The 24506-nt window shown below is 70.9% G+C and carries 21 protein-coding genes; 11 read left to right on the plus strand and 10 right to left on the minus strand.

Going from position 1 to position 24506, the window contains the following annotated elements; all coding sequences use genetic code 11:
• Positions 1 to 58 precede the first annotated feature (58 nt).
• Positions 59 to 1957: a molecular chaperone HtpG gene (gene htpG, locus SCNRRL3882_RS36705; protein ID WP_010048753.1), complete on the plus strand. Its 1899-nt coding sequence runs from the start codon at positions 59 to 61 to the stop codon at positions 1955 to 1957.
• A gap of 12 nt (positions 1958 to 1969) precedes the next feature.
• Here htpG and SCNRRL3882_RS36710 read toward each other — a convergent pair whose 3' ends face one another.
• The 7 genes from SCNRRL3882_RS36710 to SCNRRL3882_RS36740 all read right to left on the minus strand — a co-directional run bounded on the left by SCNRRL3882_RS36710 (position 1970) and on the right by SCNRRL3882_RS36740 (position 9994).
• On the minus strand, positions 1970 to 2221 hold the full coding sequence (locus tag SCNRRL3882_RS36710; RefSeq protein WP_010048751.1) for a twin-arginine translocase TatA/TatE family subunit: 252 nt from the start codon (positions 2219 to 2221) through the stop codon (positions 1970 to 1972).
• Positions 2209 to 2862: a hypothetical protein gene (locus tag SCNRRL3882_RS36715; protein ID WP_010048748.1), complete on the minus strand. Its 654-nt coding sequence runs from the start codon at positions 2860 to 2862 to the stop codon at positions 2209 to 2211. Before SCNRRL3882_RS36715 ends, SCNRRL3882_RS36710 begins: the two co-directional genes overlap by 13 nt.
• Positions 2863 to 3222: 360 nt before the next feature.
• The gene (locus SCNRRL3882_RS36720) at positions 3223 to 5691 is read right to left on the minus strand and encodes a CBM35 domain-containing protein (protein ID WP_010048747.1); all 2469 of its coding nucleotides are present in this window, start codon (positions 5689 to 5691) and stop codon (positions 3223 to 3225) included.
• A gap of 100 nt (positions 5692 to 5791) precedes the next feature.
• A complete protein-coding gene (locus SCNRRL3882_RS36725; RefSeq protein ID WP_010048745.1) occupies positions 5792 to 6616 on the minus strand; it encodes a carbohydrate ABC transporter permease in 825 nt (274 codons plus the stop codon).
• A complete protein-coding gene (locus tag SCNRRL3882_RS36730; protein WP_010048743.1) occupies positions 6613 to 7536 on the minus strand; it encodes a carbohydrate ABC transporter permease in 924 nt (307 codons plus the stop codon). The genes SCNRRL3882_RS36725 and SCNRRL3882_RS36730 overlap by 4 nt, the downstream gene beginning before the upstream one ends.
• A gap of 2 nt (positions 7537 to 7538) precedes the next feature.
• Positions 7539 to 8870 carry an ABC transporter substrate-binding protein gene (locus tag SCNRRL3882_RS36735; protein ID WP_010048741.1) on the minus strand — a complete coding sequence of 444 codons (1332 nt, stop codon included), beginning with the start codon at positions 8868 to 8870 and terminating at the stop codon, positions 7539 to 7541.
• Between the two features lie 86 nt (positions 8871 to 8956).
• Positions 8957 to 9994, minus strand: a complete 1038-nt coding sequence (locus SCNRRL3882_RS36740) for a LacI family DNA-binding transcriptional regulator (protein WP_050810348.1) — start codon at positions 9992 to 9994, stop codon at positions 8957 to 8959.
• A gap of 106 nt (positions 9995 to 10100) precedes the next feature.
• Here SCNRRL3882_RS36740 and SCNRRL3882_RS36745 point away from each other — a divergent pair, with 106 nt between their 5' ends.
• A complete protein-coding gene (locus SCNRRL3882_RS36745; RefSeq protein WP_010048736.1) occupies positions 10101 to 12233 on the plus strand; it encodes an alpha-galactosidase in 2133 nt (710 codons plus the stop codon).
• 51 nt (positions 12234 to 12284) lie between these two features.
• Here the strand turns inward: SCNRRL3882_RS36745 and SCNRRL3882_RS36750 are convergent, their stop codons facing one another.
• From SCNRRL3882_RS36750 to SCNRRL3882_RS36760, 3 genes are all read right to left on the minus strand, one after another.
• Complete coding sequence (locus SCNRRL3882_RS36750) at positions 12285 to 13415, minus strand: acyltransferase family protein (protein ID WP_102515051.1); 1131 nt, start codon at positions 13413 to 13415, stop codon at positions 12285 to 12287.
• Between the two features lie 262 nt (positions 13416 to 13677).
• Positions 13678 to 15312: a cellulase family glycosylhydrolase gene (locus SCNRRL3882_RS36755; protein ID WP_010048734.1), complete on the minus strand. Its 1635-nt coding sequence runs from the start codon at positions 15310 to 15312 to the stop codon at positions 13678 to 13680.
• 118 nt (positions 15313 to 15430) lie between these two features.
• Positions 15431 to 16528, minus strand: a complete 1098-nt coding sequence (locus SCNRRL3882_RS36760; RefSeq protein WP_010048733.1) for a GDSL-type esterase/lipase family protein — start codon at positions 16526 to 16528, stop codon at positions 15431 to 15433.
• A 119-nt stretch (positions 16529 to 16647) separates the two neighbouring features.
• Between SCNRRL3882_RS36760 and SCNRRL3882_RS40930 the strand changes: the two genes are divergently transcribed.
• The 9 genes from SCNRRL3882_RS40930 (at position 16648) to SCNRRL3882_RS36795 (ending at position 24491) form a co-directional block, all read left to right on the plus strand.
• Entirely contained in the window at positions 16648 to 16830 is a 183-nt protein-coding gene (locus tag SCNRRL3882_RS40930) for a hypothetical protein (RefSeq protein ID WP_158688486.1), read from the plus strand.
• Entirely contained in the window at positions 16827 to 17759 is a 933-nt protein-coding gene (locus SCNRRL3882_RS36765; protein WP_010048732.1) for an aminoglycoside phosphotransferase family protein, read from the plus strand. The genes SCNRRL3882_RS40930 and SCNRRL3882_RS36765 overlap by 4 nt, the downstream gene beginning before the upstream one ends.
• 65 nt (positions 17760 to 17824) lie before the next feature.
• Positions 17825 to 17950 carry a hypothetical protein gene (locus SCNRRL3882_RS42315; protein ID WP_267880857.1) on the plus strand — a complete coding sequence of 42 codons (126 nt, stop codon included), beginning with the start codon at positions 17825 to 17827 and terminating at the stop codon, positions 17948 to 17950.
• Entirely contained in the window at positions 17950 to 18423 is a 474-nt protein-coding gene (locus tag SCNRRL3882_RS36770; RefSeq protein ID WP_010048730.1) for a carboxymuconolactone decarboxylase family protein, read from the plus strand. The genes SCNRRL3882_RS42315 and SCNRRL3882_RS36770 overlap by 1 nt, the downstream gene beginning before the upstream one ends.
• The gene (locus SCNRRL3882_RS36775) at positions 18420 to 18968 is read left to right on the plus strand and encodes a GNAT family N-acetyltransferase (RefSeq protein WP_029181792.1); all 549 of its coding nucleotides are present in this window, start codon (positions 18420 to 18422) and stop codon (positions 18966 to 18968) included. Before SCNRRL3882_RS36770 ends, SCNRRL3882_RS36775 begins: the two co-directional genes overlap by 4 nt.
• 184 nt (positions 18969 to 19152) lie before the next feature.
• Positions 19153 to 21219, plus strand: a complete 2067-nt coding sequence (gene efeU, locus SCNRRL3882_RS36780) for an iron uptake transporter permease EfeU (protein ID WP_102514919.1) — start codon at positions 19153 to 19155, stop codon at positions 21217 to 21219.
• Between the two features lie 47 nt (positions 21220 to 21266).
• Positions 21267 to 22550 (plus strand): iron uptake transporter deferrochelatase/peroxidase subunit, encoded by a 1284-nt coding sequence (gene efeB, locus SCNRRL3882_RS36785; RefSeq protein WP_029181414.1) that lies wholly within the window; start codon positions 21267 to 21269, stop codon positions 22548 to 22550.
• Positions 22551 to 22752: 202 nt separating this feature from the next.
• Positions 22753 to 23607, plus strand: coding sequence for an ABC transporter permease (locus SCNRRL3882_RS36790; protein ID WP_029181413.1), 855 nt, complete (start codon positions 22753 to 22755; stop codon positions 23605 to 23607).
• Complete coding sequence (locus SCNRRL3882_RS36795; protein WP_010043325.1) at positions 23604 to 24491, plus strand: carbohydrate ABC transporter permease; 888 nt, start codon at positions 23604 to 23606, stop codon at positions 24489 to 24491. The genes SCNRRL3882_RS36790 and SCNRRL3882_RS36795 overlap by 4 nt, the downstream gene beginning before the upstream one ends.
• Positions 24492 to 24506 lie beyond the last annotated feature (15 nt).

Here is a 24506-nt window from a genome sequence, read left to right on the forward strand (position 1 = left end):
TTTAAAGTGACTGCCACCAGTTCAGGCGACTGTGGGACCTGTGAGGTATTCGCGAACCATGACGACTGAAACGTTTGAGTTCCAGGTAGAGGCACGTCAGCTGCTCCAGCTGATGATCCACTCGGTCTACTCGAACAAGGATGTCTTCCTGCGGGAGCTCGTCTCCAACGCCTCCGACGCGCTGGACAAGCTGCGCCTGGAGAAGCTGCGGGACGACTCGCTCGACGCCGACGTGTCCGACCTGCACATCGAGATCGACGTCGACAAGGAGGCCCGTACCCTCACCGTGCGGGACAACGGCATCGGGATGTCGTACGACGAGGTCGGACAGCTCATCGGCACCATCGCCAACTCGGGCACGGCCGGCTTCCTGAAGGAGCTGCGGGAGGCCCAGGACGCGGCGAATGCCGAGGGGCTCATCGGCCAGTTCGGCGTCGGTTTCTACTCCGCCTTCATGGTGGCGGACGAGGTGACGCTGGTGACCCGGCGCGCCGGCGAGAGCCAGGGGACCCGCTGGACCTCGCGCGGCGAGTCCACGTACACGCTGGAGAAGGTCGACGACGCGCCGCAAGGCACCTCCGTCACGCTCCACCTCAAGCCCGCCGACCCGGAGAACCAGCTCCACGACTACACCTCGCCGTGGACGATCAGGGAGATCGTCAAGCGGTACTCGGACTTCATCACCTGGCCGGTCCGGATGGTCCCGGAGAAGGGCGACGGCGAGGACGCGCCCGAGCCCGAGACGCTGAACTCGATGAAGGCCCTGTGGGCGCGGTCGCGCGACGAGGTGTCCGACGACGAGTACCACGAGCTGTACAAGCACATCAGCCACGACTGGCGCGAGCCGCTGGAGACGATCCGGCTCCAGGCCGAGGGCACCTTCGAGTACCAGGCCCTGCTCTTCGTGCCCTCGCACGCTCCGCACGACCTGTTCACGCGGGACTTCAGGCGCGGCGTCCAGCTCTATGTGAAGCGCGTCTTCATCATGGACGACTGTGAGGCGCTGCTGCCGCCCTACCTCCGTTTCGTGAAGGGCGTCGTCGACGCGCAGGACCTCTCGCTCAACGTCTCCCGCGAGATCCTGCAGCAGGACCGGCACATCCGGATGATGCAGCGCCGGCTGACGAAGAAGGTCCTCTCCACGGTCAAGGAGATCAGGACCAAGGACGCCGACCGCTACGCCACGTTCTGGCGGGAGTTCGGCACCGTCCTGAAGGAGGGCCTGGTCACCGACTCCGAGAACCGGGACGCCATCCTCGCCGTCGCGTCGTTCGCCACCACGCACGCCGAGGACGAGCCGACCACCCTCGCGCAGTACGTGGAGCGGATGAAGGACGGCCAGGAGGACATCTACTACATCACCGGCGAGTCCCGGCAGAGCATCGAGAACTCCCCGCACATGGAGGCGTTCCGGGACAAGGGCATCGAGGTCCTGCTGCTCACCGACGCGGTCGACGAGGTGTGGGTCGACGCCGTCGGCGAGTACGAGGGCAAGAAGCTGCGCTCCGTCACCAAGGGCGAGATCGACCTCGACGGCGAGAAGGACGAGAAGGCCGACGGGGAGCGGGAGAAGCAGGCCGAGGAGTACGCCGGGCTGCTCGGCTGGATGCGGGAGCAGCTCGACGAGGACATCAAGGAGGTGCGCCTGTCGGCGCGGCTCACCGTCTCACCGGCCTGCGTCGTCTCGGACGCGCACGACCTGACCCCGGCCCTGGAGAACATGTACCGGGCGATGGGCCAGGAGGTGCCGCGCACCAAGCGGATCCTCGAGCTCAACCCCGACCACCTGCTGGTGAAGAACCTGAACCAGGCGTACAAGGAGCGCGAGGACCGTTCGGGCCTCGTCGAGTCCGCCGAGCTGCTCCACACGCTTGCGGTGCTCGCCGAGGGCGGGCAGCCCAAGGACCCCGCGCGCTTCGTCAAGCTCGTGGCCGACCGCCTGGAGCGCACCCTGTAGGCAGGGCGCGCATCACCGGGGGTCCGGGGCGTCCGCCGCCCGCGCGCCGGGCGGGGTCGGGCCGGCGCCCGGCGGGACGATCTCGCCCTGGACCACCCGCGGCGCGGCGCCCGCCCCGGCCTCCTCGTCCTTGGCGGCGCGTGCCTCGGCCTTGAGGATGCGGGCGGACTGGCCCGCCGACCGGGCCAGTTCGGGCAGCTTCCTGGCCCCGATCACGGCTATGACGACGATGAGGATGATCGCGAGCTCGCTCAGTCCGAACATGGTGTCCTGTCCTTTCTCGCCCGGGCCGGGCACGGCGCGAGCGTATCGGGCCGGGAGCCCGGTGTGATCCCCGCCTCGGTGTGTGCGACCGCCGGGTGCCGGAGCAGATGGGGCAGCATGCCGTGGTCGAGCAGGGCCTGCCGCCAGGCGAGCCGGGCGTGTTCCACGCGGTCGGTCCGCCGGCCCAGGGCCGAGAGCAGGACCGCGCCCAGGGAGAGGAGGCCGGTCACGGCCGCGACGAGCGCCAGCGTCCAGCCGGCCGCGACGAGCGAGCCGGGCAACGGGCCCGGCGCGTCGGCGACGTGGAGCAGGCAGCCGAGCAGCAGCAGAGCCCCGGCGGAAGCCCCCGCCACGAGTGGCGTGAGCACCGCGAGGGCGGGCAGCAGACTGCTGGTGGCCAGCGGGCGCCGCGCGTCCTGCCGGGCGGCGGTCCGTACGGCGAGGTAGGCGCGGTACGGCTCGCCGGCCGCCGCCGTGATGTCGTCGGCGTGCGCGAGCGCGTGGGCGCGCAGGTGCGCCGCCGTCCGGCCGGTCGGGTCGGCGCGCACGGCGCCATGGATGTCCGCGGTGCTCAGCGCCTGATCCAGTACGGCTTCGAAGTCCGCGCGGTCCTCGGGGTGGAGGCGGGGCGGATCGGCCACGAGGTCTCCTTGTCGGTTGCTGTGTCGGACGTCGGTACCGAACACAGCAAAATCTACAGCACTGTAGAAGTGGAGGTGGCGCGGACCCGCGGATCTGTGCGATCCCCGCACGAGCACGGCCGGGCGGCGAGAGGAGAGGCGGGCCGACGGAGGCGTCGGCAAGGCCGCGATTCCGGCGCTGTGCGCGGTGCCGTACTGCCGAACGGCGTCTGCGTGGTCGTGCTCAGCCGCGCTGTCCGCCTTCGGTGAGACGGAAGTCGCCTCCGGCGCCGAAGCGGCCGGAGGCGACGAAGTCCTCGTACCGTCGGTTGCGGAGGAGAGCCGCTCGCTCCTCCGCAACCGCTCCCGTCAGCGTGCGCTTCAGCCCACGACCCGGCCCAGCTCGATCCGGTCGATGTTCGGCGCCCAGGCGCTCGCGTTGCCGAACGTCACCTTGTTCGTACCCTTCGCCAGATCGACGGGGACGCCGACGGTCCAGTAGTCGTCCCAGCTCCAGGTGTTCTTGAAGGTGACCCGCACCGGGTCCGCGGACCCGACCGTGATGTCCGCCGTACGGGACATGATGTCCGTGTTGTAGGCGTGGCCGTTGTCCCGGCGGTCGTTGTGCGCGTAGTGGACGACCAGCAGATAGCGGCCGGACCGGGGCACCTCCACAGGGAACTCGGCGGTGCTGGAGGGGCTGTTGCCGAGCCAGCCGATGTACGAGCCGGCGGACGCGTGCGGGGAGTCGACGAGCTTGGCCCCGCCGGCCAGCGTGGCCGAGGCGCCCTCGTAGGAGAGGGTGCCGGCGGTCGAGCCGTCGCCGGAGACGTCGAGGGAGCGGACGGCGGAGTGGCCCGACGTCATCGCGATCCGGTTGTTGCCCGCGACCAGGTAGAGCCGCAGCGGGCGGCCGGGCGCGGCCGTGACCGTCTCCCCGTGCAGCGAGAGCTTCACGGCCGCCGAGGCCCGCGGCACCACCGTGTAGTAGCCGTCGCGCGGGGCGTAGACGTCGAACACCGCCTTGTCACCGGAGCGCAGGACCAGGGAGCCCGTGCCCACACCGGCCGACGAGGTGTAGTCGTACGACGGCTTGCCGCTGATGTCCGCCAGCGTGGCCTCGTAGGAGGCGGCGGGCGCGCCCGTCCGGCTGGTGAGGTCGATCCGGTCCAGGGTGACCTCGGCGTCGCCCTTGGACAGGGTCAGCTGGTGCGTGCCCGCCTTCAGCTGGACACGGACGTCCTTCTTGGCGCGGTACGTCCAGTTCTCCGTCGAGGGGTAGGTGACCGTCACCGGGTCGCCGCCGTCGACCGACAGCTTCTGCGTGGCGGGGCCGCCGGACTGGTTGCCGTAGAGGATCGCCAGGTCGTACGTGCCGTCCTTCGGTACCGTCACGGAGAAGGCGACCTTGCTGCCGGGCTGGTTGAGCGAGCCGACGTCCTTGGTGCCGGAGGCCGCGTAGCCGTTGGCGTTCTGGACCGTGCCCTGCGTGTAGACCTTGCCGTCGGTGATGGCCGCGTCCTCGGCCTCGTACGACGCCGACCAGGGGACGGAGGCGGCGGACGGGGTGCCCGAGCCGCCGGGGGTGAGCACGACCCGGTACGCCGACATCTTGTGCAGACCGCGCAGCGGGACGGTCACCGAACCGTCGTCCGCGACCTTCACCTTGGTGCGCGCCAGGACCTGCGGCGCCGCGTGCTGCCCCTCGTATCCGGACCAGGCGGCCTCGGCCACCGTCGCGGTGACCGTACGGCCGAACACCGACCGGGGGACGCCTCGCACGACCACGTCCGAGTCACCCGCGGAGCCGCCCAGCAGGACCTGCGCCTGGCGGCGGGAGGTGTCGAGGGAGGCGAGCCCCTGGAGGGTGTCGATGGTGTTGGGCTGCGGCGGCGTCACCTTCACGGTGTCGCCGGTCATGCCCGCGTACCAGCGGAACAGCCACCAGCCGCCGTTGGGGATGTTCGACCGCACGACCTGGCCGCTGAGGTTGCCGGCGGCGTCCCAGTAGGCCATGTTCGCGTACACCTTGTTGCGCTCGAACATCGAGATCCACTGCACGAGCTGCCCGGGCACGGACAGGTCGCGGCGGTTGGCGTACTCGTCGATGTTGATCTTCAGCGGGGCGATGCCCGCCTCGCGCTCCAGCTCGCGGTAATCGTCGTAGTGCGCCTGGAAGTCGCGCAGCGAGCCGGAGCCCAGCTCGTGCCAGGTCATCACCTGGGGCAGCACGTTCTCCCGCTTGGCGAAGGCGAGGAAGTCCTTCAACAGGCGGGTGTGGTAGGCGGCTTCGTTGGGGCCGGCGATCCGTGCGTCCGGGTCGATCGCGCGGATGCGGTGGTACACCGTCTTCCAGTCCTTGAAGAACCGGTCACGGTTCTTCTCGTACTGGGCCTGGTCGGCGACGTCGAGCTTGTACCAGATCTGGTCGGGCTCGTTGAACGGGATGTAGACGAAGCGGTCGCTGTTCGGGTCGGCCGAGACCTCCTTGGCGATCTTGTCGACCTTGGGGAGGTAGTCGTCGATGCCGAGGTCCTCGTACGGCCACTTGGCGTAGATGTCCTGCATCATCACGTTGATCTCGCCGCCGCCGTTGCGGAAGAACGACTTCGAGACGGTGAGCGCGTCGCCGTTGGGGTGCTGGGCGCCGCCCTCCGGCTTCTGCGAGATGCTGGTGATCTTCAGCGGCTCCATCGCGGCGTCGCTGGGCACGCCGTCGTCACTGAGGCCGTACAGCGAGCCGTTGGCGCCGAGCATCACCGGGCCCTCGGAGGCGTTGAGGTCGACGGTGAGGCGCTGTGGGTCGGCTGCCGCTGCCGCGTTGCCGGCTGCGGGGAGAGTGGCTGCCATGGCGGCTGCTCCAAGTAGTGCTGCAGTCAAGGCGGTTCCGGTACGAGATCTCGTACGGGCTCTCGCGCGGGCGGGGGTGATCACGCTGCTGGACCTCCAGTCACTTCACGGCTCCACTGGTGATTCCGGACACGATCTTTCGCTGGCCGACGAGGAACACGGCGACCATGGGCAGGCTCATCACCACGACGTACGCGAAGACGAGATGCCAGTTGTTGAGGTAGAGCTGGGCGCTGGCGACCTGGTAGAGGTTGAGCGGCAGGGTCGCCCGCTCTCCGCCGCCGAGGACGAAGAACGCGTAGAAGATGTCGCTCCAGGCGTAGAGCATCACCATGATCGTCGCGGTGGCGATCACCGGCCGGAGCAGCGGCAGGACGATCCGCCAGAAGATGCGGGACGGGCTCGCCCCGTCCATCCGGGCCGCCTCCTCCAGCTCCATGGGGATGGCGCGGATGAAGCCGGTCATGAAGAAGATCGACGTCGACAGGTACATCCCGGTGTAGACGGCGATCATGCCGGGGCGGGTGTTCGACAGCCCCAGTTGCCGCAGCTCCATCACGATGGTGATGACGGCGGGCGGCAGCAGCAGTCCGCTGATGCACAGCGCGTACGCCGCCGAGACCAGCTTCGACGTGCGGCGGGCGAAGACCCACGCGGCGCCCGCGCCCAGGATCAGCACCAGCACCACCGAAGGCACCACGACCAGCAGCGAGTTGAGGAAGCCGCGCAGCATCTCGCCCTGGCCGACGGCGTCCGCGTAGTTGCTCGCGGGCTGCCAGTGCCGGGGCAGATCCAGGTTCGGCCTGATCGCCTCCGCCTGTGGCTTGGCCGAGGTGACGGCGACCAGCCACAGCGGCACGCCCACGGCCAGCGCGGCGAGCAGGACGACGAGGGAGGGGCGGCCGTACCGCCAGACCGCGGTCACAGCATCTGCTCCCTTCGCCGGAGCCCCACGACCAGCGGGATCGCCACGGCGACGACCACCAGGAACAGGACGAGGCTCATGGCGGAGGCCTGCGCGTACAGGCCCTGCCCGAAGATCCGGAACATGTAGATGTTGAAGACCTCCGTGGAGGCCGCGGGGCCGCCGCCGGTCGTGGCCTGCACGATGTCGAAGGTGTTCATCGAACCGATCAGCGCGGTCGTGACGTTGAAGGTGACGGCCGGCGCGAGCATCGGCCAGCGCACGGACCAGAAGGTCCGCCAGGGCCCCGCGCCGTCGCACTTCGCGGCCTCCAGCATCTCGCCGGGGATGCCCTTGAGCCCGGCCAGATAGATCAGCATCGCCAGGCCCATCCACTTCCACCCGTGGATGAGCGTGACGATCACCAGCGTCCAGGTCGTCGAGCCCAGCCACGGGACGTCCGCGCCCAGGACGGAGTTGACCGCCCCGTCCTGGTCGAGCAGCGCCTGGAAGACGTATCCGGTCGCGAGCGCCGAGATCAGCACCGGCAGGAAGAAGACGGCACGGAAGAACCGGTTGAAGCGGCTGTCGTCCTCCAGCAGCAGTGCCAGCACGAGCCCGAAGCCGTTCTGGAACAACGCCGCCAGCAGCGCGTACACCAGGGTCGTACGGATCGCCCGCAGCAGCGAGCCGTCCTCGGCGATGGTGCGGAAGTTGTCCAGGCCCGTGAAGGCGATGTCCGCGTGGTACGAGGACCAGTTGGTGAACGGGTAGTAGAAGTTCAGCAGGCTGGGCACCAGGAAGAAGCCCGCGAAGACCGCGATGGCGGGGAGCGCGAACCACCAGGGGTGGTGCACGGCGGCGCGCGGGAGCCGTCCCACTCCCTTCTGCGCGCCGTGTGCGGCCGGCTGCTTGCGCGTACGTACGACCGTGTCCGCCATGGTCAGAACCCGGGAGCGCCCTGGGCCTTGGCCACCTGCGCGAACTGGTCCTGGATCGCCTGCGCGACCTGCTGCGGGCTCTTCTTGCCGAAGATCATGTCGGCCAGGTAGAGGTGGGTGTCGGGGGCGACGATCGCCTTGGCCTGGAAGACGCCGATGGCCTTGGGCAGGGCCGCCACCTGGGCCTTGGACGTCTCGGGCAGTCCGCCGGGGGTGGGCACGGACGGCTGCACGGACGGGATCTTCATCGTCTTGATGTAGTCCGGGTAGTCCGGTCCGAGCCAGAAGGCGAGGAACTGCCGGGCCGCGTTCTGCCGCTTCTCGTCACCGGTCTTGAAGGCGACGACACCGTTGGTCTGGTCGGGGGAGTACAGGCCGGTGGCCGAGGAGTTGGCGACCGGGAACCAGCCGATCTTCTTGTCGATCTCGGCGGTGGAGTACTTGGCCTGCAACTGGCTCTGGAAGGACGTGACGTTGAGGACCATGCCGACGTCGCCCTTCCACAGCGCGTCGGCCTGCCCGGTGAAGGTACCCGTCCGGTAGTTCTTCTGGGCGAGCCCGGCGTCGAGCAGCTTCTCCTTGTACTTCTTGATCGCGCCGACGACGACCGGGTCGGTCCACTTCTTCTTGTTCCGGTTCAGGTCCGCCCACCACTGCCGGTCGAGGTCGGTGAGCTGGACCTGCATCTGCCACTGGAGCGGCCACTTGTCGCCGCCGGCCTCGTAGAAGGCGGCCGCGTCGGTCTTGTCGACGACCTTGTGGCCGAGGGCGAGCAACTCGTCGTAGGACGTGGGGAAGTCCTTCTCGGTCAGTCCGGCCCGCTCGAAGACGTCCTTGTTGTAGTAGACGCCCAGCATGGCGGGGCTGGTGACGATCGCCGCGTACCGCTTGCCGTCGATGACGCCGAGGGACCTCTCGGTGTCGCCGAGCTTGGAGACCCACGGTTCGCCGTCGAGGGTGAGGAGGTTCTGCTTCGGCTGGACGAACGGCAGCGTGGAGATGGACGGCTGCCAGAACATCAGGTCGGGGCGGTCGCCGGAGGCGAGCTTCGTAGGCACGTTCTGCTCGTAGAGGTCCGGGATCGCCTGGGTGTCGACCTGGGCGCCGGTGGCCTTCTCGAAGGCATCGATGACCTGCTTCGGCGCGTTCACCGTGTTCTGCGCGGTCCACATGGTCAGCTTCACACCGTCCAGCCGGGCGGTCGGGTTCACCGCCGTCTGCTCGGCGTCCGAACCGTCCGAACCGGAGCCCCCGGCGGTGGGGTCGCTGCACGCGGTGGCGGCCAGGCCGACGGCGCATATCAGCGCCAGGGCGGGGAGAGCTCTTCTCTTCATCTCGTGCCTTTCGGAGCAGGCGGTGCGGTTCGGAAAGCGGGACTCACAACTTCCGGGGTCGTTCGGGCGGTTCAGGCGTCGGTGGTTCAGGCGTCGGCGGGCGGTGGCCCCGAGCTCTCCCGCACCACCAGTTCCGGCACGGACACGGGGTGCGGGGCGACCGGCGCCGACTCCTCCAGCACGCCGTGCAGCAGGGCGAACGCGGACCGCCCGAGGCCGGTGAAGTCCAGGCGTACGGTCGTCAGGGACGGGGTGAGGAAGGCGGAGTGCGGGGCGTCGTCGAAACCGGCCACGCTGATCTCGCCCGGCACCGAGCGGCCGGCCTCGTGCAGGGCGCGCAGCACGCCGAGCGCGAGGTCGTCGTTGCCGCACAGGATGGCGGTGACGGACGGGTCCTTCGCCAGCTTCAGCCCGGCCGCGTGACCGCCCGCCGGCCCCCAACTGCTCTGCACGGGGCGGGGTTCCGGGGCGCCGGCCTCCTTCAGCGCCTGCCGCCAGCCGCCGGTGCGGGCGCTGGTGCGGCGGGTGCTGGACGGGATGGCCACGTAGTGCACGGTCTCGTGGCCGAGGGAGAGCAGATGGCGGGTCGCCTGGTAAGCGGCCTCGCGGTCGTCCGCCCACACCCACGGGCGGTCGCCGCCGGGCGGGGTCGCCGGGGTCTCGACCACGCCCACCACCGGCAGCCCGGCGGGCACCGCCCCCAGCGCCCGGACACCCGCCGGATCGTAGGCGATCACGACGATCCCGCCGCCCGCGTCCGCCGCGCGCTGCACCTCGGCGGCGACGGCCGCGTCCTCGGCGGATTCCAGGACCCCGATCCCGACGGCGTACGACGCCGCGCGGGCGGCCTCCTCGATGCCCTGGAGGATCGAGGCGTAGCCGTAGTGGGTGGTGTTCGCGGTGAGCACGGTCACGGCCCGGCTGCGCCCGCTGGCCAGGGCGAGGGCGGTCGCGTTGCGGCGGAAGCCCAGCTCGTCGATGGCGGCGAGCACCCGCTCCCGGGTGGACGGCCGGACGCTGGGATGGCCGTTGATCACCCGGGAGACCGTCTGGTACGAGACCCCCGCGGCGGTGGCGACGTCCCTGATGCTCGCCGGGCGCCTTGTGTGACCGGTCACATTCATGCGAGGATTGTGACCGGTCACACTTGGGTCGTCAAGAGACCGTAACGAGGGATTCACGCGGACCTCCGCTCCCCGACGACGGGACGAGGTCAGGAGGGGGAGCACCTTGACCGGCACGGCGGATGCGGCGCACACGGCCTCCAAGCAGCGCCAGGACGAGTTCACTTGGGGGCATCAGGCCCTTCGGGCCGACTTCGCCGTCGCCGCCGACGGAACCCTGCGGCTGGTCCGCCTGGCCCACTCCGACGACGATCGCCCCGCCGCCCCGCACTCCGCGCTCCCACTCGTGGAGCTCACCGCTCTGGGGCACGGCAGCGGCTGGTCCGGACCCCGCTTCACCGGCACGGCCTTCGGCGCCCGGCTCGCCCACCGGACCCACCGCACGGACAGACGCGACGGCTGGGACCGGCTCACGGTCGAACTCCACGACCCCGGCACCGGATTGACGGCCTTCGTCGAGCTCACCTCACCCACCGGCGTGCCCGTCCTCCGCTCCCGCGTCCGGTTGCGCAACGAGGGCCGCGAGCCGCTGGTCGTCCAGTCCGTCAGCAGCCTCCTGCTCGGCGGCCTGCCCGCCCCGGACACCCTCGACGTCCACCGGGCCCGCAACGACTGGCTCGCCGAGTGCCGTTGGTACGCCGAGCCGCTGCGCGCCGCCGTCGCCGACATCCACGTCGACGTCCACGAGCACGACAGCCGGGCCGCCCTGGCCCTCACCGGGCGCGGCAGCTGGCCCACCGACGGCCATCTGGCCATGGGAGCGCTGACGGAACGCGGCGGCGGCCGGGCCTGGGCGTGGCAGGTCGAATCCCCGGCCGGCTGGCGCTGGGACGTGGGTGAACGCGCACACGGCAGCTACCTGGCGCTGAACGGCCCCACCGACGCCGAACACCAGTGGCGGGTCCGGCTCGCCCCGGGCGAGGAGTTCACCACCGTGCCCGGTGCCCTGGCGCTCGGCGCCGACCTCGACGCGGCGATCGGTGCCCTGACCTCCTACCGCCGGGCGATCCGCCGCCCGCACCCGGACCACACCGCCCTCCCCGTCGTCTTCAACGACTACATGAACACCCTGATGGGCGACCCGACCACGGCCAAGCTGCTGCCGCTCATCGACGCCGCCGCGGACGCCGGCGCCGAGTACTTCTGCATCGACTCGGGCTGGTACGACGACGACACCCGGGGCTGGTGGGACAGCGTCGGCGCCTGGCAGCCCTCGCCCCGCCGCTTCCCCGACGGCGGCATCCAGGCCGTCCTGGACCGGATCCGGGAGCGCGGGATGGTGCCCGGGCTGTGGCTGGAGCCGGAAGTCGTCGGGGTGCGCAGTCCCGTCGCGGCCGAGCTGCCGCCCGAGGCGTTCTTCCAGCGCGACGGGGTGCGCCTGACCGAACAGGGCCGCCACCAGCTCGACCTGCGGCACCCGGCCGCCCGCGCCCACCTCGACAAGACCGTGGACCGGATCGTCGGCGACTGGGGCGTGGGCTACCTCAAGCTGGACTACAACATCGTGGTCGACCCCGGGACCCGGGCCCCCGGCGACCTCGCTCCGGGGGCCGGGCTGCTGGGCCACGCCCACGCCTACCTGGACTGGCTGTCCGGCGTGCTGGACCGTCACCCCGGACTCGTCGTGGAGAACTGCGCCTCGGGCGGCATGCGCATGGACGGCGCCACCCTCGCCGTCGCCCAGCTCCAGTCCACCAGCGACCAGCAGGACCCCCTGCGCTACCCGCCCATCGCCGCCGCCGCGCCGACCGCGGTCCCGCCCGAACAGGGCGCTGTCTGGGCCTATCCGCAGCCCGGCTTCGACGACGACCTGATCACCACCACCCTCGGCGGGGCACTGCTCGGCCGCATCCACCTCTCGGGCCATCTCAACCGCATGTCGGAACACCAACTGGCCCTCGTACGGGATGCCGTCGCGGTCTACAAGTCGATCCGCGGGGACCTCGCGCGGTCTCTGCCCTTCTGGCCGCTCGGACTGCCCGGCTGGACGGACGAGTGGCTGGCCCTGGGGCTCGGGGTCCCCGGTGACCGCACGGCGTACCTCTCGGTCTGGCGACGCGGCGGACCGGCCGGACTCCGCGTCCCCGTCCGGCACCTGGCGGGCCGGACCGTCCGCGCGGACGTGCTGCACCCGTCCTCCGCGGAGGCGGGCCGGGCCGTCTGGGACGGGGACGGGCTGACGGTGTCCGTGCCGCGCACGCCCGGTGCGCTGCTGATCCGGCTCACGCAGGACGGGTAGGCGGAGCGCCGGCGGTTGGCGCTGCGCGGGCGGTCGGCGGCGCGCCGGGCGTCACCCGCGTGCGGGGCTCGTCTCGCGGACGGCGTTCCGTTCCCGTGCCTGCTGATCGGCGTCCCGGCGGAACGCCCACGCCATGTCGGGCTCCACCACCCAGCGGAACAGCCGCCGCACCGGCGGGGTGCACAGCGCGGTCACGAGCACCGCGGCGAAGGCCGTCACCACGACCACGCCCACGGGCCGGTGGACCCAGTCCGGCTCGTACCAGCCCCAGAACTTGGACCCCTGGGCGACGAAGCCGTGCAGCAGGTAGCCGTACAGGGTCCCCGCGCCCAGCACCGTGAACCACGCCCGGCGCCCGGGCACCCAGGCGAGGAAGCAGGCCACCAGGACCAGCGAACAGCCGAAGGTCACCAGCGTCATCACGGGCCCGTACCAGGCGGGCGCGGCGAGTTCCTCGGCGCTGTCGCGGTGGTAGAACCAGGCGCCGGTCATCCGCGGGACCGCCCAGTAGGCCACGACGACCGCGGCGGCGAAGACCGGCACGGCCAGCACCCGCACCGAGCGGCGGCGCACCAGCCGGAAGTGCTCCGGCTTCAGCAGCAGACCGAGGACGAAGTACGGCAGGAACTGCAGGGTGCGTTGCAGGTCGAGATCGTTGCCGACGGACGACGAGAGCGTCGCCAGCATCGCGATGACGAGGGCGACCGGCAGCGGCCACCGCACACGCCGCCACACCGGCGTCGTCAGCCGCCAGATGAACAGCGCCGCCAGGAACCACGTCAGATACAGCGGATCGAGCAGGCTGACGGGCCGGTCGGGCTCCTGGTCCGTCCAGCGCGTGAACAGCGTGTACGCCGTCTCGAAGACGACATACGGCACTGCGAGCCCGGTGACCAGACGCCTGATCCGCCCCGGGCTCGCGTCGAAGGAGCGCGAGAAGTAGCCGGAGATGACGATGAACGCCGGCATGTGGAAGGCGTAGACGACCATGTAGAGCGCGCTGACCGCCCGGCTGCCGTCCCGCAACGGCTCCCAGGCGTGCCCGATCGCCACCAGCACGATCGCCAGGTACTTGGCGTTGTCGTAGAACGCGTCGCGCTGCCCGGCCTGCTTCGGCGGGGCAGCGGCCTCGTGTGACGTGCTCGCCCCGGTCCCGCCGCCCGGGCTCGCCGCGGCCCGCATGCGCAGGGTGTCCTCGCTCATCACGCCTCCCGCGCACGGTGCGGTGAAACGGGACGGGCGCATACGCGTCTGGCCGGGGGGACGGCTGCGGGGTGCCGGTGCGACATCCCCGCCGCCTCACCACAACGGCGTGGCGTAAACCGCTTTCTGGTGTGGATGTAGCGCGGATCACACCCAGGGGGCGATGTCGCCGTGCCGGACGGTGACGGTGCCGGCGCGCCCGCCGGTCGGGAGCGCACCGGCACTGTCGCACACCACCCGGTCAGCTCACCGAGCAGGCCGCGCCGTTCAGCGTGAACGCCGTCGGGCTGGGGTTCGTCGTCGCCCGGGAGGCGGTGAAGCCCAGGGTGACCGATCCCGCGGCCGGGATCGTCGCGGTGTACGAGGCGGCCGCCACGCTGACCTCGGAGCCGCTCTGCGTCGCCGTGCCGCCCCAGAGGTTGGTGATGCGCTGGCTGTCCGGGAAGGTCCAGCGCAGCGTCCAGCCGTTGATCGCCGACGTGCCGGTGTTGCGCAGGGTGATCTCGCCCTGGAAGCCGCCGGGCCAGCTGCTCGTCACCCGGTAGCCGACGCCGCAGGACGACGCCGAGCCGCCGGAGGACGTCGTGAACGTCACCGTGGCCGAGCGGGGCGAACGGTTGCCGGCGGCGTCACGGGCGTAGACGGCGAAGGTGTAGGAGGTGGCGGGGGACAGGCCGGTGAGGGTGGCGGTCGTGGTGGTCGTGCTGGTGGCGACCGTCTCGCTGCCGCCGCCGACCCGGACGACGTCGTAGCCGGTGACGCCGGTCGCGTCGGTCGCGGCGGACCACTTCAGGGTGGCGGACGAGGAGGTCACCCCCGAGACGGCCGGGGTGCCGGGGGCCGTCGGGGGAGTGGTGTCACCTCCGCCGGAGGAGTAGATCGCGGCCTCCTTGGCGGTGGCGGCGATGCCGTTCGCGCCGTTGAAGAGCCGCTGCCCCCAGCTGGTGAGCTGGTTGGGGTCGAAGTTCGTGACCATGTCCAGGTACTCGACGCCGCCGCCGTTGCCGCTCCAGGACCAGCCGAGGTAGCCCAGGCGGAGCTGCTGGGCGACGGCCAGGATGGTGTCCTCGTCGGGGTTGCCGTCCGAGTGGTCGTGGCCGAACTCGCCGACGACGATGGGGAGTTTCGCCGTGACGAAGCGGTTCAGATAGTCGGTGATCTCGGCGGCCGTGTCGAAGACGCCGTACATGTGGATCGAGAAGATCGTGTTGGCGTCCGGGTCCGCGGCGAAGACCGAGGCGGCGTTGTCCCGCATGGTGAACGCCCAGTCCTGGCCCCAGTTGGGCGCGTCGACCATGATCGTGTGGTCGAACCCCGCGGTGCGCAGCTTCTGGATCGCCGCCTTCGTATCGGCCGTCCAGCTCGTGTAGTTGGTGTTGCCGTACGGCTCGTTGCCGATGTTGACGATGACGTAGTCCTCCTGACCGGTCAGCGCGCTCTGCACGCTGATCCAGTAGTCGGCGGCGCGGGAGAGCGTGACGGCTCCGCTCTGTTCGCCGTACCCGGTGGTGTCGTGCACCTCCAGCACGCAGATCAGCCGGTTCTGCTTGCACTGTGAGACCACGTTCGCCACGTCGGCGGTGTCGTTGCGGGTCCAGCGGTCACCGCTGGAGAGGACCACGCGGACGGTGTTGGCGCCCTTGGCCTTGATGTGGGCGAGGGAGCTGATCCGGTCCGGGTACCAGGTGTGCGCGTGGTTGACGCCGCGCATCACGAAGTCGTTCCCGGACGCCTCCAGCAGCCGGCCGTTGTCGATGCGGAAGCCGGTGGGGGCGGCGTGTGCCGGTGCGCCGAGCGAGAGGAAGGAGAGCAGGAGGCCGAGGAGGGCGGCGGCCACGGTGGCCACGCGTGGGGTGGGGGCGGTGCGGGGTCTCATGGCGGCTCCAGAGGTGGGGGTCGGATGGGGTGGGGCCTGGTCCGGGTCGTCTCCGTTCCTTGGGAGGGAGCGGTGAGTTCGTCGTCGGGGTCGGGTCGGTCGGGGTCCGCGCCGCGTGTCAGGCGCCGGGACTCTTCGCCGTGCACGTGACGGTCGCCGCCGGGGCGCCGGCCGTTGCCGGGGCGGTGGCGACGAAACCGAACGTGGCGCTCGCGCCGGGCGCCAACGCCCCGTTCCACGCGGCGTTCGTGACCGTGGCCGTACCGTCCGCGGCCGTGGTGAGGGTGCCGTTCCAGAGCTGGCCGATGCGCGCGCCGCCCGCCGGTACGACCGTCGCGGTCCAGCCCGAGGCGGCGGAGGCGGACGTGTTCGTCACCGTCACCTCGCCCTGGTAGCCGCCCTGCCACGTGGAGACGGCTCGGAAACGCGCCGTGCAGGCCGCGGGCTCGCCCGGGCCACCGGGGTCCTGCGGGACGCCAGCGTCGAGGACGGCCGCCAGCGCCGGGAACCAGCGGGCTGCGATCTTGGCGTCACCGGAGGCGTTGGGGTGCACCCCGTCGTAGGTGTCCGCGGGCGTGCTGAAGCCCGTCCACTGGTCGACCACGGTGATGGGGGAGCGTTGCGTGCTGGTCGCCCGGGCCCAGTCGGGGATCCGCGCGTTGAAGTCGACGACGCGTTGCGCACAGGCCGCGCAACTGGCCGGGTTCATGGGGATGAGCTGCGCGACGAGGATCCGCATGTCCGGATTCGAGGCCCTCATCTGCGTCACGAGCTTGGTGTAGGCGGCGAGGATGCGGTCGGGGGCGATGCTGCTCCACACGTCGTTCGTGCCGAAGTGCATGACAACGATGTCCGGGCGCGTGGCCGCCAGCCTGCCCGGCAGCAGGTTCTGGTCGGCCGCGTTGGTGGCCAACTCACCGCCGTGGCCTTCGTTGTCGCCGTCGTGCGCCTGTCCGCAGCCCTGCGGCGGGAGGGTGCCGACGAAGTCGATGTCCGTGTATCCGCTGTTCAGCAGCCGGTTCCAGAGCACCGCCCGCCAGCAGCCCGGCGAGCCGGTGATCGAGTCGCCGAGCGGCATGACCCGGACGGGGTCCGCCGCTGACGCGGCCGTGGCGCTGGGGGCGAAGGTGCTGCCCAGGGGGAGGAGCAGGGCGGCGAGGAGGCCGAGAACCGGGAGGATCCGTAAGCGTGGGGACGAGCGGCGGGTTCTGCGCATGGTGATCCCTTCCCTGGATGAGGTGGGAGCGCTCCCATGCATCAAGCCATTGTTGTCATTGGCGCGTCAAGAGGGGCGGGGCATCTCGTGTTCGTGCCGGTGTCGCCGATCCTGAACGGGTGACCAGCCGCGGGGAGTTGCACGAGGTGCTGGGGGAGCGGCTGCCCACGGCGGGTACCGACCGCTGGTCCGCCGTACCGCTGACCGCCGCAGTGCCCGCCGTGCGGGGTCTGCCGGGCGGCGGCTGCGGCCGGCTCGGGCCTGGTGGCTGCGGCCGGCCGGCGCGTAGGGTGCCGAGATGATCGCGATGCCTGAGGAGTTCGCACAGAGCACCGTCGACCGCGAGGGGGAGGCCGGGGCGGCATGGCTCGCCGAGCTGCCCGGGATCGTGGAGGAGTTGCTGGGGCGCTGGGGGTGCATGCCGGACGGCGGGGTCATGCACGGGGGTGTCGGCGTCATCGTTCCGGTACGGCGGCGGGCTGAGGAGCGCGCTGTGCTGAAGGTGTCGTTTCCGCATCCTGGCAACGTCCATGAGCCGGATGCGTTCGTTGCGTGGGGCGGGTGCGGCGCCGTCCTGCTGTATGAGCGTGACGACGAGCGGTTCGCGATGCTGCTGGAGCGGGTTCAGCCGTCGACCCTGGCGGAGGTCGAGGACGGTGACGAGGTGGTGACGGTCGCCGGTCGGCTCAATCGCCGCCTGGCCGTCCCCGCGCCGCCCGGCCTGCCCCGGCTGCGTGAGCAGGCCGATGCCTGGGAGGAGCAGCTGTGCAAGGACGCCGAGGAGCTGCCGCATGCGTTGCCGCGTCAGGTGCTGGATGCTGCCGTCGGGACCGTTCGGGAACTGGGCCGGGCCCAGCCGGACACCCTCATCCACGGCGACCTCCATGCCCGGAACATCCTGCGTGCCGGCCGGGAGCCGTGGCTGGCTGTCGACCCCAAGGGGTACGTGGGAGATCCCGCCTACGACGGCGGCACACTGCTGAAGTCCCGGGCGCTGACACTCCTTGAAGCGGATGACCTGCGCAAGGCCGTCCACCGAGTCTTGGACGTCTTCGCAGAGGCCGCGGAACTCGACCGCGAACGCGTCCGGCGGTGGGCCCAGTTCCACGCCGTCCAGGCCGCGTTCTGGGGTCGCCGTCACGGTTTTCGTATCGCCCGCAATGGACCACGGCTGGACTGGCTCACCGAGTTCACCGACCGCCTGGCGGAGTTGCTCACCGAACGCTCGTAGAGCGTGATGGTGTCGGCCGGGTCCGGTGGGTGGACGAGTGCGGCCACCATTGATCATCGTGAGCCGTGTGGACTGACGACGAGATGGTGGCCGCAGGTCACAGCGTAGGTCCCGCCCGGTGGCGGGAGGCGTTCGCGGCGGCCATGGGCCGCATCGCGGGCCGCTTCGCGCGCTGGACCGGCAGGATGTGATGTTCGCCCTGGGGGCCGGTCTGCCGGGGCACGGGCTTCTCCCCGCCACCGATCGCGAGATCGTCATCGCCCGAGTGACCGCGCGCACCGGCTGCGCCTACGAATGGGGCGTCCATGCCGCGATCCTCGCCCGGCAGGCCGGACTCAGCCGGGAACAACTCCAGGCCACCACCGACATCGACACCGCGGCCAGCGCCGCGTGGCCGCCCCGCCGTGCGGCACTGCTCGACGCGGTCGACGAACTGCACGACACGGCGCAACTCTCGCAGCCCGCCTGGGATGCCTTGCGCGCCCACTACGAAGACGCCCAGCTCCTGGAGTTCCTCGTGCTGGCCGGCTGGTATCGAACCATCAGCTACCTGGCCAACGGACTCCTCCTGGAGGAGGAAACCCGGGGCGTCCCGTTCCCGGTCTTGGCCAGGCGCTTTTCCTCGGATCACCCTCACGGGTGTGGGATAGTTTGCCCGCCATGACTGAACTCGGACCCGTCGTCTGGCCACCTGCCCCGATACGGACCGAACGGCTCGTGCTCCGTGAGTCGGAGGCCCGGGACCGTGCGGCGTTCATCGAGCTGTTCGCCTCGTCGGAGGTGGGGGCCTACCTCGGTGGCCCTCGACCGCGTGATGAACTCGAGCGCGCGGTGCCCGAGGTGCCCGGGCGGCGCCCTGGCCTGTTCGTGGCCGATCTCGACGGAGCGATGGTCGGCACGGTCACGCTGGAGAGGCGCGGCGCGGAACGCCCGGGTCACATCCGTCCGGACGCCGGAGAGGCCGAACTCGGCTACATGTTCCTGCCGGAGGCGTGGGGACGCGGGTACGCCGCCGAGGCGTGCGCGGCGGCACTCGACTGGTTCGCCGACGCGCTTCCCGGCGAGCCGGTGGTGCTCTGCACCCAGACCGCCAACGACCGCTCGATGCGCCTCGCGGCGAAGCTCGGGTTCGCCGAGGTGGAACGGTTCGAGGAGTTCGGCGCCGAGCAGTGGTTCGGCGTCCGGTCCTCGGTCCCGACGTCCGGCTGAGTTTGGCCCACCCCCCGGCCGGACCCGGCCGGCCGACTCGGACCCCGGACTTTTGCCGTGCCATGAGGCATTCATGACCGGATGCCCAGAGAGCCGAGGTCATGATGGTCGGCGTCAGTAAGGCATGCCTTGGCTAACTCGATCGTGGGGTGGCCGGGGCGGAGGGCCGGGAGGGCCGCAGCACATGTGGGACGACGCGTTTCCCAGCTTCCTGATCGGGCTGAGGGAAGGACTGGAAGCCGGTCTCATCGTCTCCGTGCTGGTCGCCTCCCTCGTGCGGGCGGGCGCCAAGTCCCGTCTGCCGCAGGTGTGGACCGGCGTACTGGCCGCGATCGCGCTCTCGATGAGCTTCGGCGCGGTCCTCACGTTCACCGCCGCGTCCCTCTCCACCGCCGCACAGGAGGCCTTCGGCGGCACCCTGAGCATCGTGGCCGTCGCCTTCGTGACCGCGATGGTGTTCTGGATGCGCCGTTCGGCCCGCAGCCTGGCGGGAGAGATCAAGGAGAAGGTCACCGAGGCGCTGACCATGGGCGCCGGTGTGCTGGTCCTGACCTCCTTCCTGGCGGTGGGGCGCGAGGGCCTGGAGACCGCCCTGTTCCTGTGGACCACGGCCCGTGCGGCGAACGAGTCGGCCGGGCCGCTGACCGGCGCGGGCATCGGGCTCGTGCTGGCGGCGGTGCTGTGCTGGGGGCTCTACCGCCGGGTGCTCTCCATCAACCTCACCCGTTTCTTCACCGCCACCGGCGCCGTCCTCATCGTGATCGCCGCGGGCGTGCTCGGCTACGGGCTGCGCGACCTCCAGGAGGGCGGGGTCCTGCCCGGCGGCACGGCCTACGCCGTCGACCTGAGCGGCAGCGTCGACGCCGGGTCCTGGTACAGCACCCTGCTCCAGGGCGTGCTCAACCTGACGCCGACGATGACGTGGCTCCAGGTGGCCGGGTACGCCGGGTACCTCGGCGTGGTGATGACGCTGTTCGTGCGGGGAGTGCGGGGAGTTGCCCCGGCCCCCTCGGCCCCCGCCCCGGCCCCGAGCCCGACACGGACCGCGGCCGCGACACCGGCCTCGTCCGGGCCCGCGCCCACCCGCCCCCGCCCCCGCCCCGCCTGGCTCGTCCCCGTCGCCGTGGTCGCCGTGCCCGCGGTCCTGGCCGGACTGGTCGTCGCCCTGGCACGCCCCAAGCCCGCCGGGGGTGAGACGGTCGCCGTCTCCGCGAAGGACTGCGGTCAGGGCTTCACCGCCCCCGAGCCGGGGCGGCGGACCTTCCAGATGCGCAACACCGGCGACCAGACGTCCGAGGTGTACCTCATCGACCCGGCCACCAACGCGGTCTACGGCGAGATCGAGGGCCTGGCCCCCGGTACCACCCGGGACCTCGTCGCCACCGTGGCGGGCGGTACGTACGCCTGGCGCTGTGTCCCCAGCGACGGCAAGGCCGTCACCTCCAAGGCGGTCCGGGTCGGCGGTGCCGCCGGCGCCGGTGCCGTCCTCCCCGTCTCCGAGCGGGATCTCGCGGGACCGCTGCGGGCGTACAAGGCGTACGTGAACCGTGGCCTGGCCACCCTCGTCACCGAGACCCGGACGCTCAGCGACGACATCCGCGCCGGGCACCTGGCCACGGCACGCGCCGACTGGCTGACCGCGCACCGCACCTACGCCTCCCTCGGCGCCGCCTACGGCACCTTCGAGGACTTCGACCAGAAGATCAACGGCCGGCCCGACGGTCTGCCGGGTGGGGTCCACGACAAGGACTTCACCGGCTTCCACCTGATCGAGTACGGGCTGTGGCACGGTCGGCCGGCCGGTGAGCTCAAGGGCCCGGCCCAACAACTCGCCGCCGACGCGGCCGGGTTGCGAAAGGCTTTCCCGCACCAGGACTTCGACCCCTCCGACCTGCCCCTGCGCGCTCACGAGATCCTGGAGAACACCCTCCAGTTCGAGCTGACCGGCGACACCGACCAGGGCAGCGGCACCGGACTGGCCACGGCCGACGCCAACCTCGCGGGTACGCGCGAACTGCTCACCGTGCTCCGGCCGTTGCTCACCACCCGGGCCCCGCATCTGCTCCCCACGGTCGACGCGGACATCGCGCGCCTCGGGACGCTGCTCGACGCCGAGCACCGCGACGGGCGCTGGACCCCCGTCGACCGGCTCGGACGGACCGCGAAGGACCGGATCGACGGGGCCACGGGGCAGCTCCTGGAAGACCTGTCGCCGGTGCCGGACCTGCTCGAGATCCGGAAGTCCGCGTGAGCACCGGCCGCCGCCAGCACGACGAACTCGCCGAAGGGAACATCCCCATGCCGTCCGCCGACACGCCTCCGCCGGGCTGCCCCGCCCACGCCGGCCGCCGCTCCTTCGTCAAGACGGCCCTGGGTGCCGGAGCCGCGGGCGCGGTCCTCGCGGGCGGCGGCGTGGCGCTCGCCGAGACCGGCAGCGGCATCGCGCAGGCCGCCGGGGCGTCCGACGTGCAGAACGCCGCCGCCGTGCCCTTCCACGGCACCCACCAGGCCGGAATCCTCACCCCTCAGCAGAAGGCCGCCGCCTTCGTCTCCTTCGACGTCATCGCCGGCGACCGCGGGGAACTGGCCGACCTGCTGCGGACCCTGACCCAGCGGGCCCGTTTCCTCACCGCCGGCGGCACCCCCACCGACCTGGGCGTCGGCGCCCCGCCCTCGGACAACGGCATCCTCGGGCCGGTCGTCCCGGCCGACGCGCTCACCGTGACCGTCGGCGTCGGTGCCTCCCTCTTCGACGACCGCTACGGACTCGCCAAGGCGAAGCCGCGCCGGCTCACGCCCATGCGCACCTTCCCCAACGACAACCTCGACCCGGCCGAGTGCCACGGCGACCTGTCCCTGCAGATCTGCGCGGCACGACAGGACACCGTGCTGCACGCGCTGCGCGACATCGCCAAGCACACCCGGGGCGCGATGCAGATCCGGTGGCGTGTCGACGGCTTCCAGAACGAGCCCCGGCCCAGCGGCGCCCAGCGCAACCTGCTGGGCTTCAAGGACGGCATAGCCAACCCGGACGTCGCCTCGGCCCGCGAGATGGACCACCTCGTGTGGGTCGGCGAAGGGCAGGGCGAACCAGGCTGGGCGACCGGAGGCAGTTACCAGGTCGTCCGGATCATCCGGATGCTGGTGGAGTTCTGGGACCGGGTCTCGCTGACCGAGCAGGAGCAGATGTTCGGCCGGCGCAAGGACACCGGTGCCCCGCTGGACGGCGCCAAGGAGACCGACAGCCCGAACTACGCCAAGGACCCGCACGGCACGGCCATCCCGCTCGACGCCCACATCCGCCTCGCGAACCCGCGCACCGCGGCGACCGACGACTCCCGCATCCTGCGCCGGGGTTACAACTACGACCGGGGCGTCGACAGCGTCGGCGACCTCGACATGGGCCTGGTCTTCTGCTGCTACCAGCAGGACGTGCGGCGCCAGTTCGAGGCCACACAGACCCGGCTGATCGACGAACCCCTCGTCGACTACATCTCCCCGACCGGCGGCGGCTACTTCTTCGCCCTGCCCGGCGTGCGCTCGTCCTCCGACTGGTTCGGCCGGGGGCTGCTCTCGGCGTGAAGTCCGGTGCGTGTCAGAAGTGTTGACCACGCACTGAAAACGTTTTAGCTTCCCTTCACCGGAGACGCCGAGGTGAGGGGGAGCCGTGGCAACTGCCTTACGGGAACGAGCAGGTGCGAAGGGGGCGAGTCCGGGCCGACGCGATTCCGATGGGGTGCAGCGCAAGCGTAAAGGTTTTCAGAGCCGGGCGTTGTTCCTGCTCATGCTGCCCGGCGTCGCCTACTTCCTGCTGTTCCACTACGGCGCACTCGTCGGCAACGTCATCGCGTTCAAGGAGTACGTGCCGTTCGACGGCCTGTGGGGCAGCCCCTGGGTGGGCCTCGGCAACTTCCAGCGCATGTTCGAGGACGCGGCGTTCTGGGACTCCGTCCGCAACACCCTCTGGATCGCCGTCCTCCAGCTGGTCTTCTACTTCCCGGTGCCGCTCGGTCTCGCCCTGCTGCTGCACACCCTCACCTGGAGCTCGGTACGCCGGATCGTCCAATCGGTCGCGTACCTGCCGCACTTCATCTCGTGGGTGATCGTCGTCGCGCTCTTCCAGCAGGTGCTGGGGGACACCGGCCTGCTCAACAGCGGCCTGAGCGGTGCCGGTCTGCACACCGTCGACATCATCGGCAACCCCGACGCGTTCCAGCCGCTCGTCGTCGCCCAGGTCATCTGGAAGGACGCCGGCTGGGGCACCATCATCTTCCTCGCCGCGCTCGCCCAGGTCGACGAGCAGCAGTACGAGGCCGCCGCCATCGACGGCGCCGGACCCTGGCGCCGCTTCTGGCACGTCACCCTGCCCGCCATCCGCCCGGTGATCGTGCTGCTGCTGATCATGCGGCTCGGTGACATCCTCTCCGTCGGCTTCGAGCAGATGCTGCTGCAACGCGACGCGGTCGGACCAGAGACGGCCGAGGTCATCGACACCTTCGTCTACTACCAGGGCATCGTCGGCGGCGACTACGGATTCGCCGCCGCCGCGGGCCTGTTCAAGGGGCTCGTCGGCGCCCTCCTCGTCTACGCGGCCAACAAGGTCGCCCACCGCCTGGGCGAACAGGGGGTCTACAAGTGAGCGCGTCCGCCCGGCCCGGCTGGATGGAGAAGCCCCGGCCGCTCACCCAGACCGCGAAGGCCCTCGCCCTCGCCGCGGTCGTGCTGCTGGTGTGCGTGCCGTTCCTGGTGATCTTGTCGACCTCGCTGGCGTCCACCCAGGAGGTCGTCGACAACGGCGGCTGGGTGCTGTGGCCCAGCGAGCCCACGCTCGACGCCTACCGCGACATCTTCGACGGCGGCATCGTCACCCACGCCCTCGGCGTCAGCGCGGGCGTGACGATCGCCGGCACCCTGCTCAGCCTCGCCTGCACGGTGACCCTGGCCTACGCGCTGTCCCGCCCCGGCGTCTTCGGCGGCAGACCGGTCCTGCTGCTGGTGCTGTTCACGTTCCTCTTCCCGCCCGGCATGATCCCGAGCTTCCTGCTCGTCAAGGAACTCGGTCTGCTCGACTCGTACGCCTCGCTCGTCCTGCCCGTCCTGGTCAACGTGTTCAACCTGGTCGTCCTGCGCGGCTTCTTCCAGTCGATCCCCGAGGAGCTGTACGAGGCGGCCCGGCTGGACGGGGCGGGGGACTGGCGGGTGCTGGTGTCGGTGGTACTGCCGCTGTCCAAGGCCGCACTCGCCGTCGTCGGCCTGTTCTACGCCGTCGCCTACTGGAACTCCTGGTTCTACGCCTCGCTGTATCTGGAGAGCGACCACTGGCCGCTCCAGCAGGTGCTGCGCACCTATGTGGTGGCCGGTGCCGGACTCACCGACGCGACCACCGGCGAGGCCACCGTCACCGCTCCGCAGACCGTGCAGATGGCGGTGCTCGTGATCGCCACCGTGCCGATCCTGCTCGTCTACCCCTTCCTGCAGAAGTACTTCACCAAGGGCGTGCTCACCGGCGCCATCAAGAGCTGACACGAGGTGGTTCAC

The sequence above is a fragment of the Streptomyces chartreusis NRRL 3882 genome, assembly GCF_900236475.1.
Taxonomy (GTDB): domain Bacteria; phylum Actinomycetota; class Actinomycetes; order Streptomycetales; family Streptomycetaceae; genus Streptomyces; species Streptomyces chartreusis_D.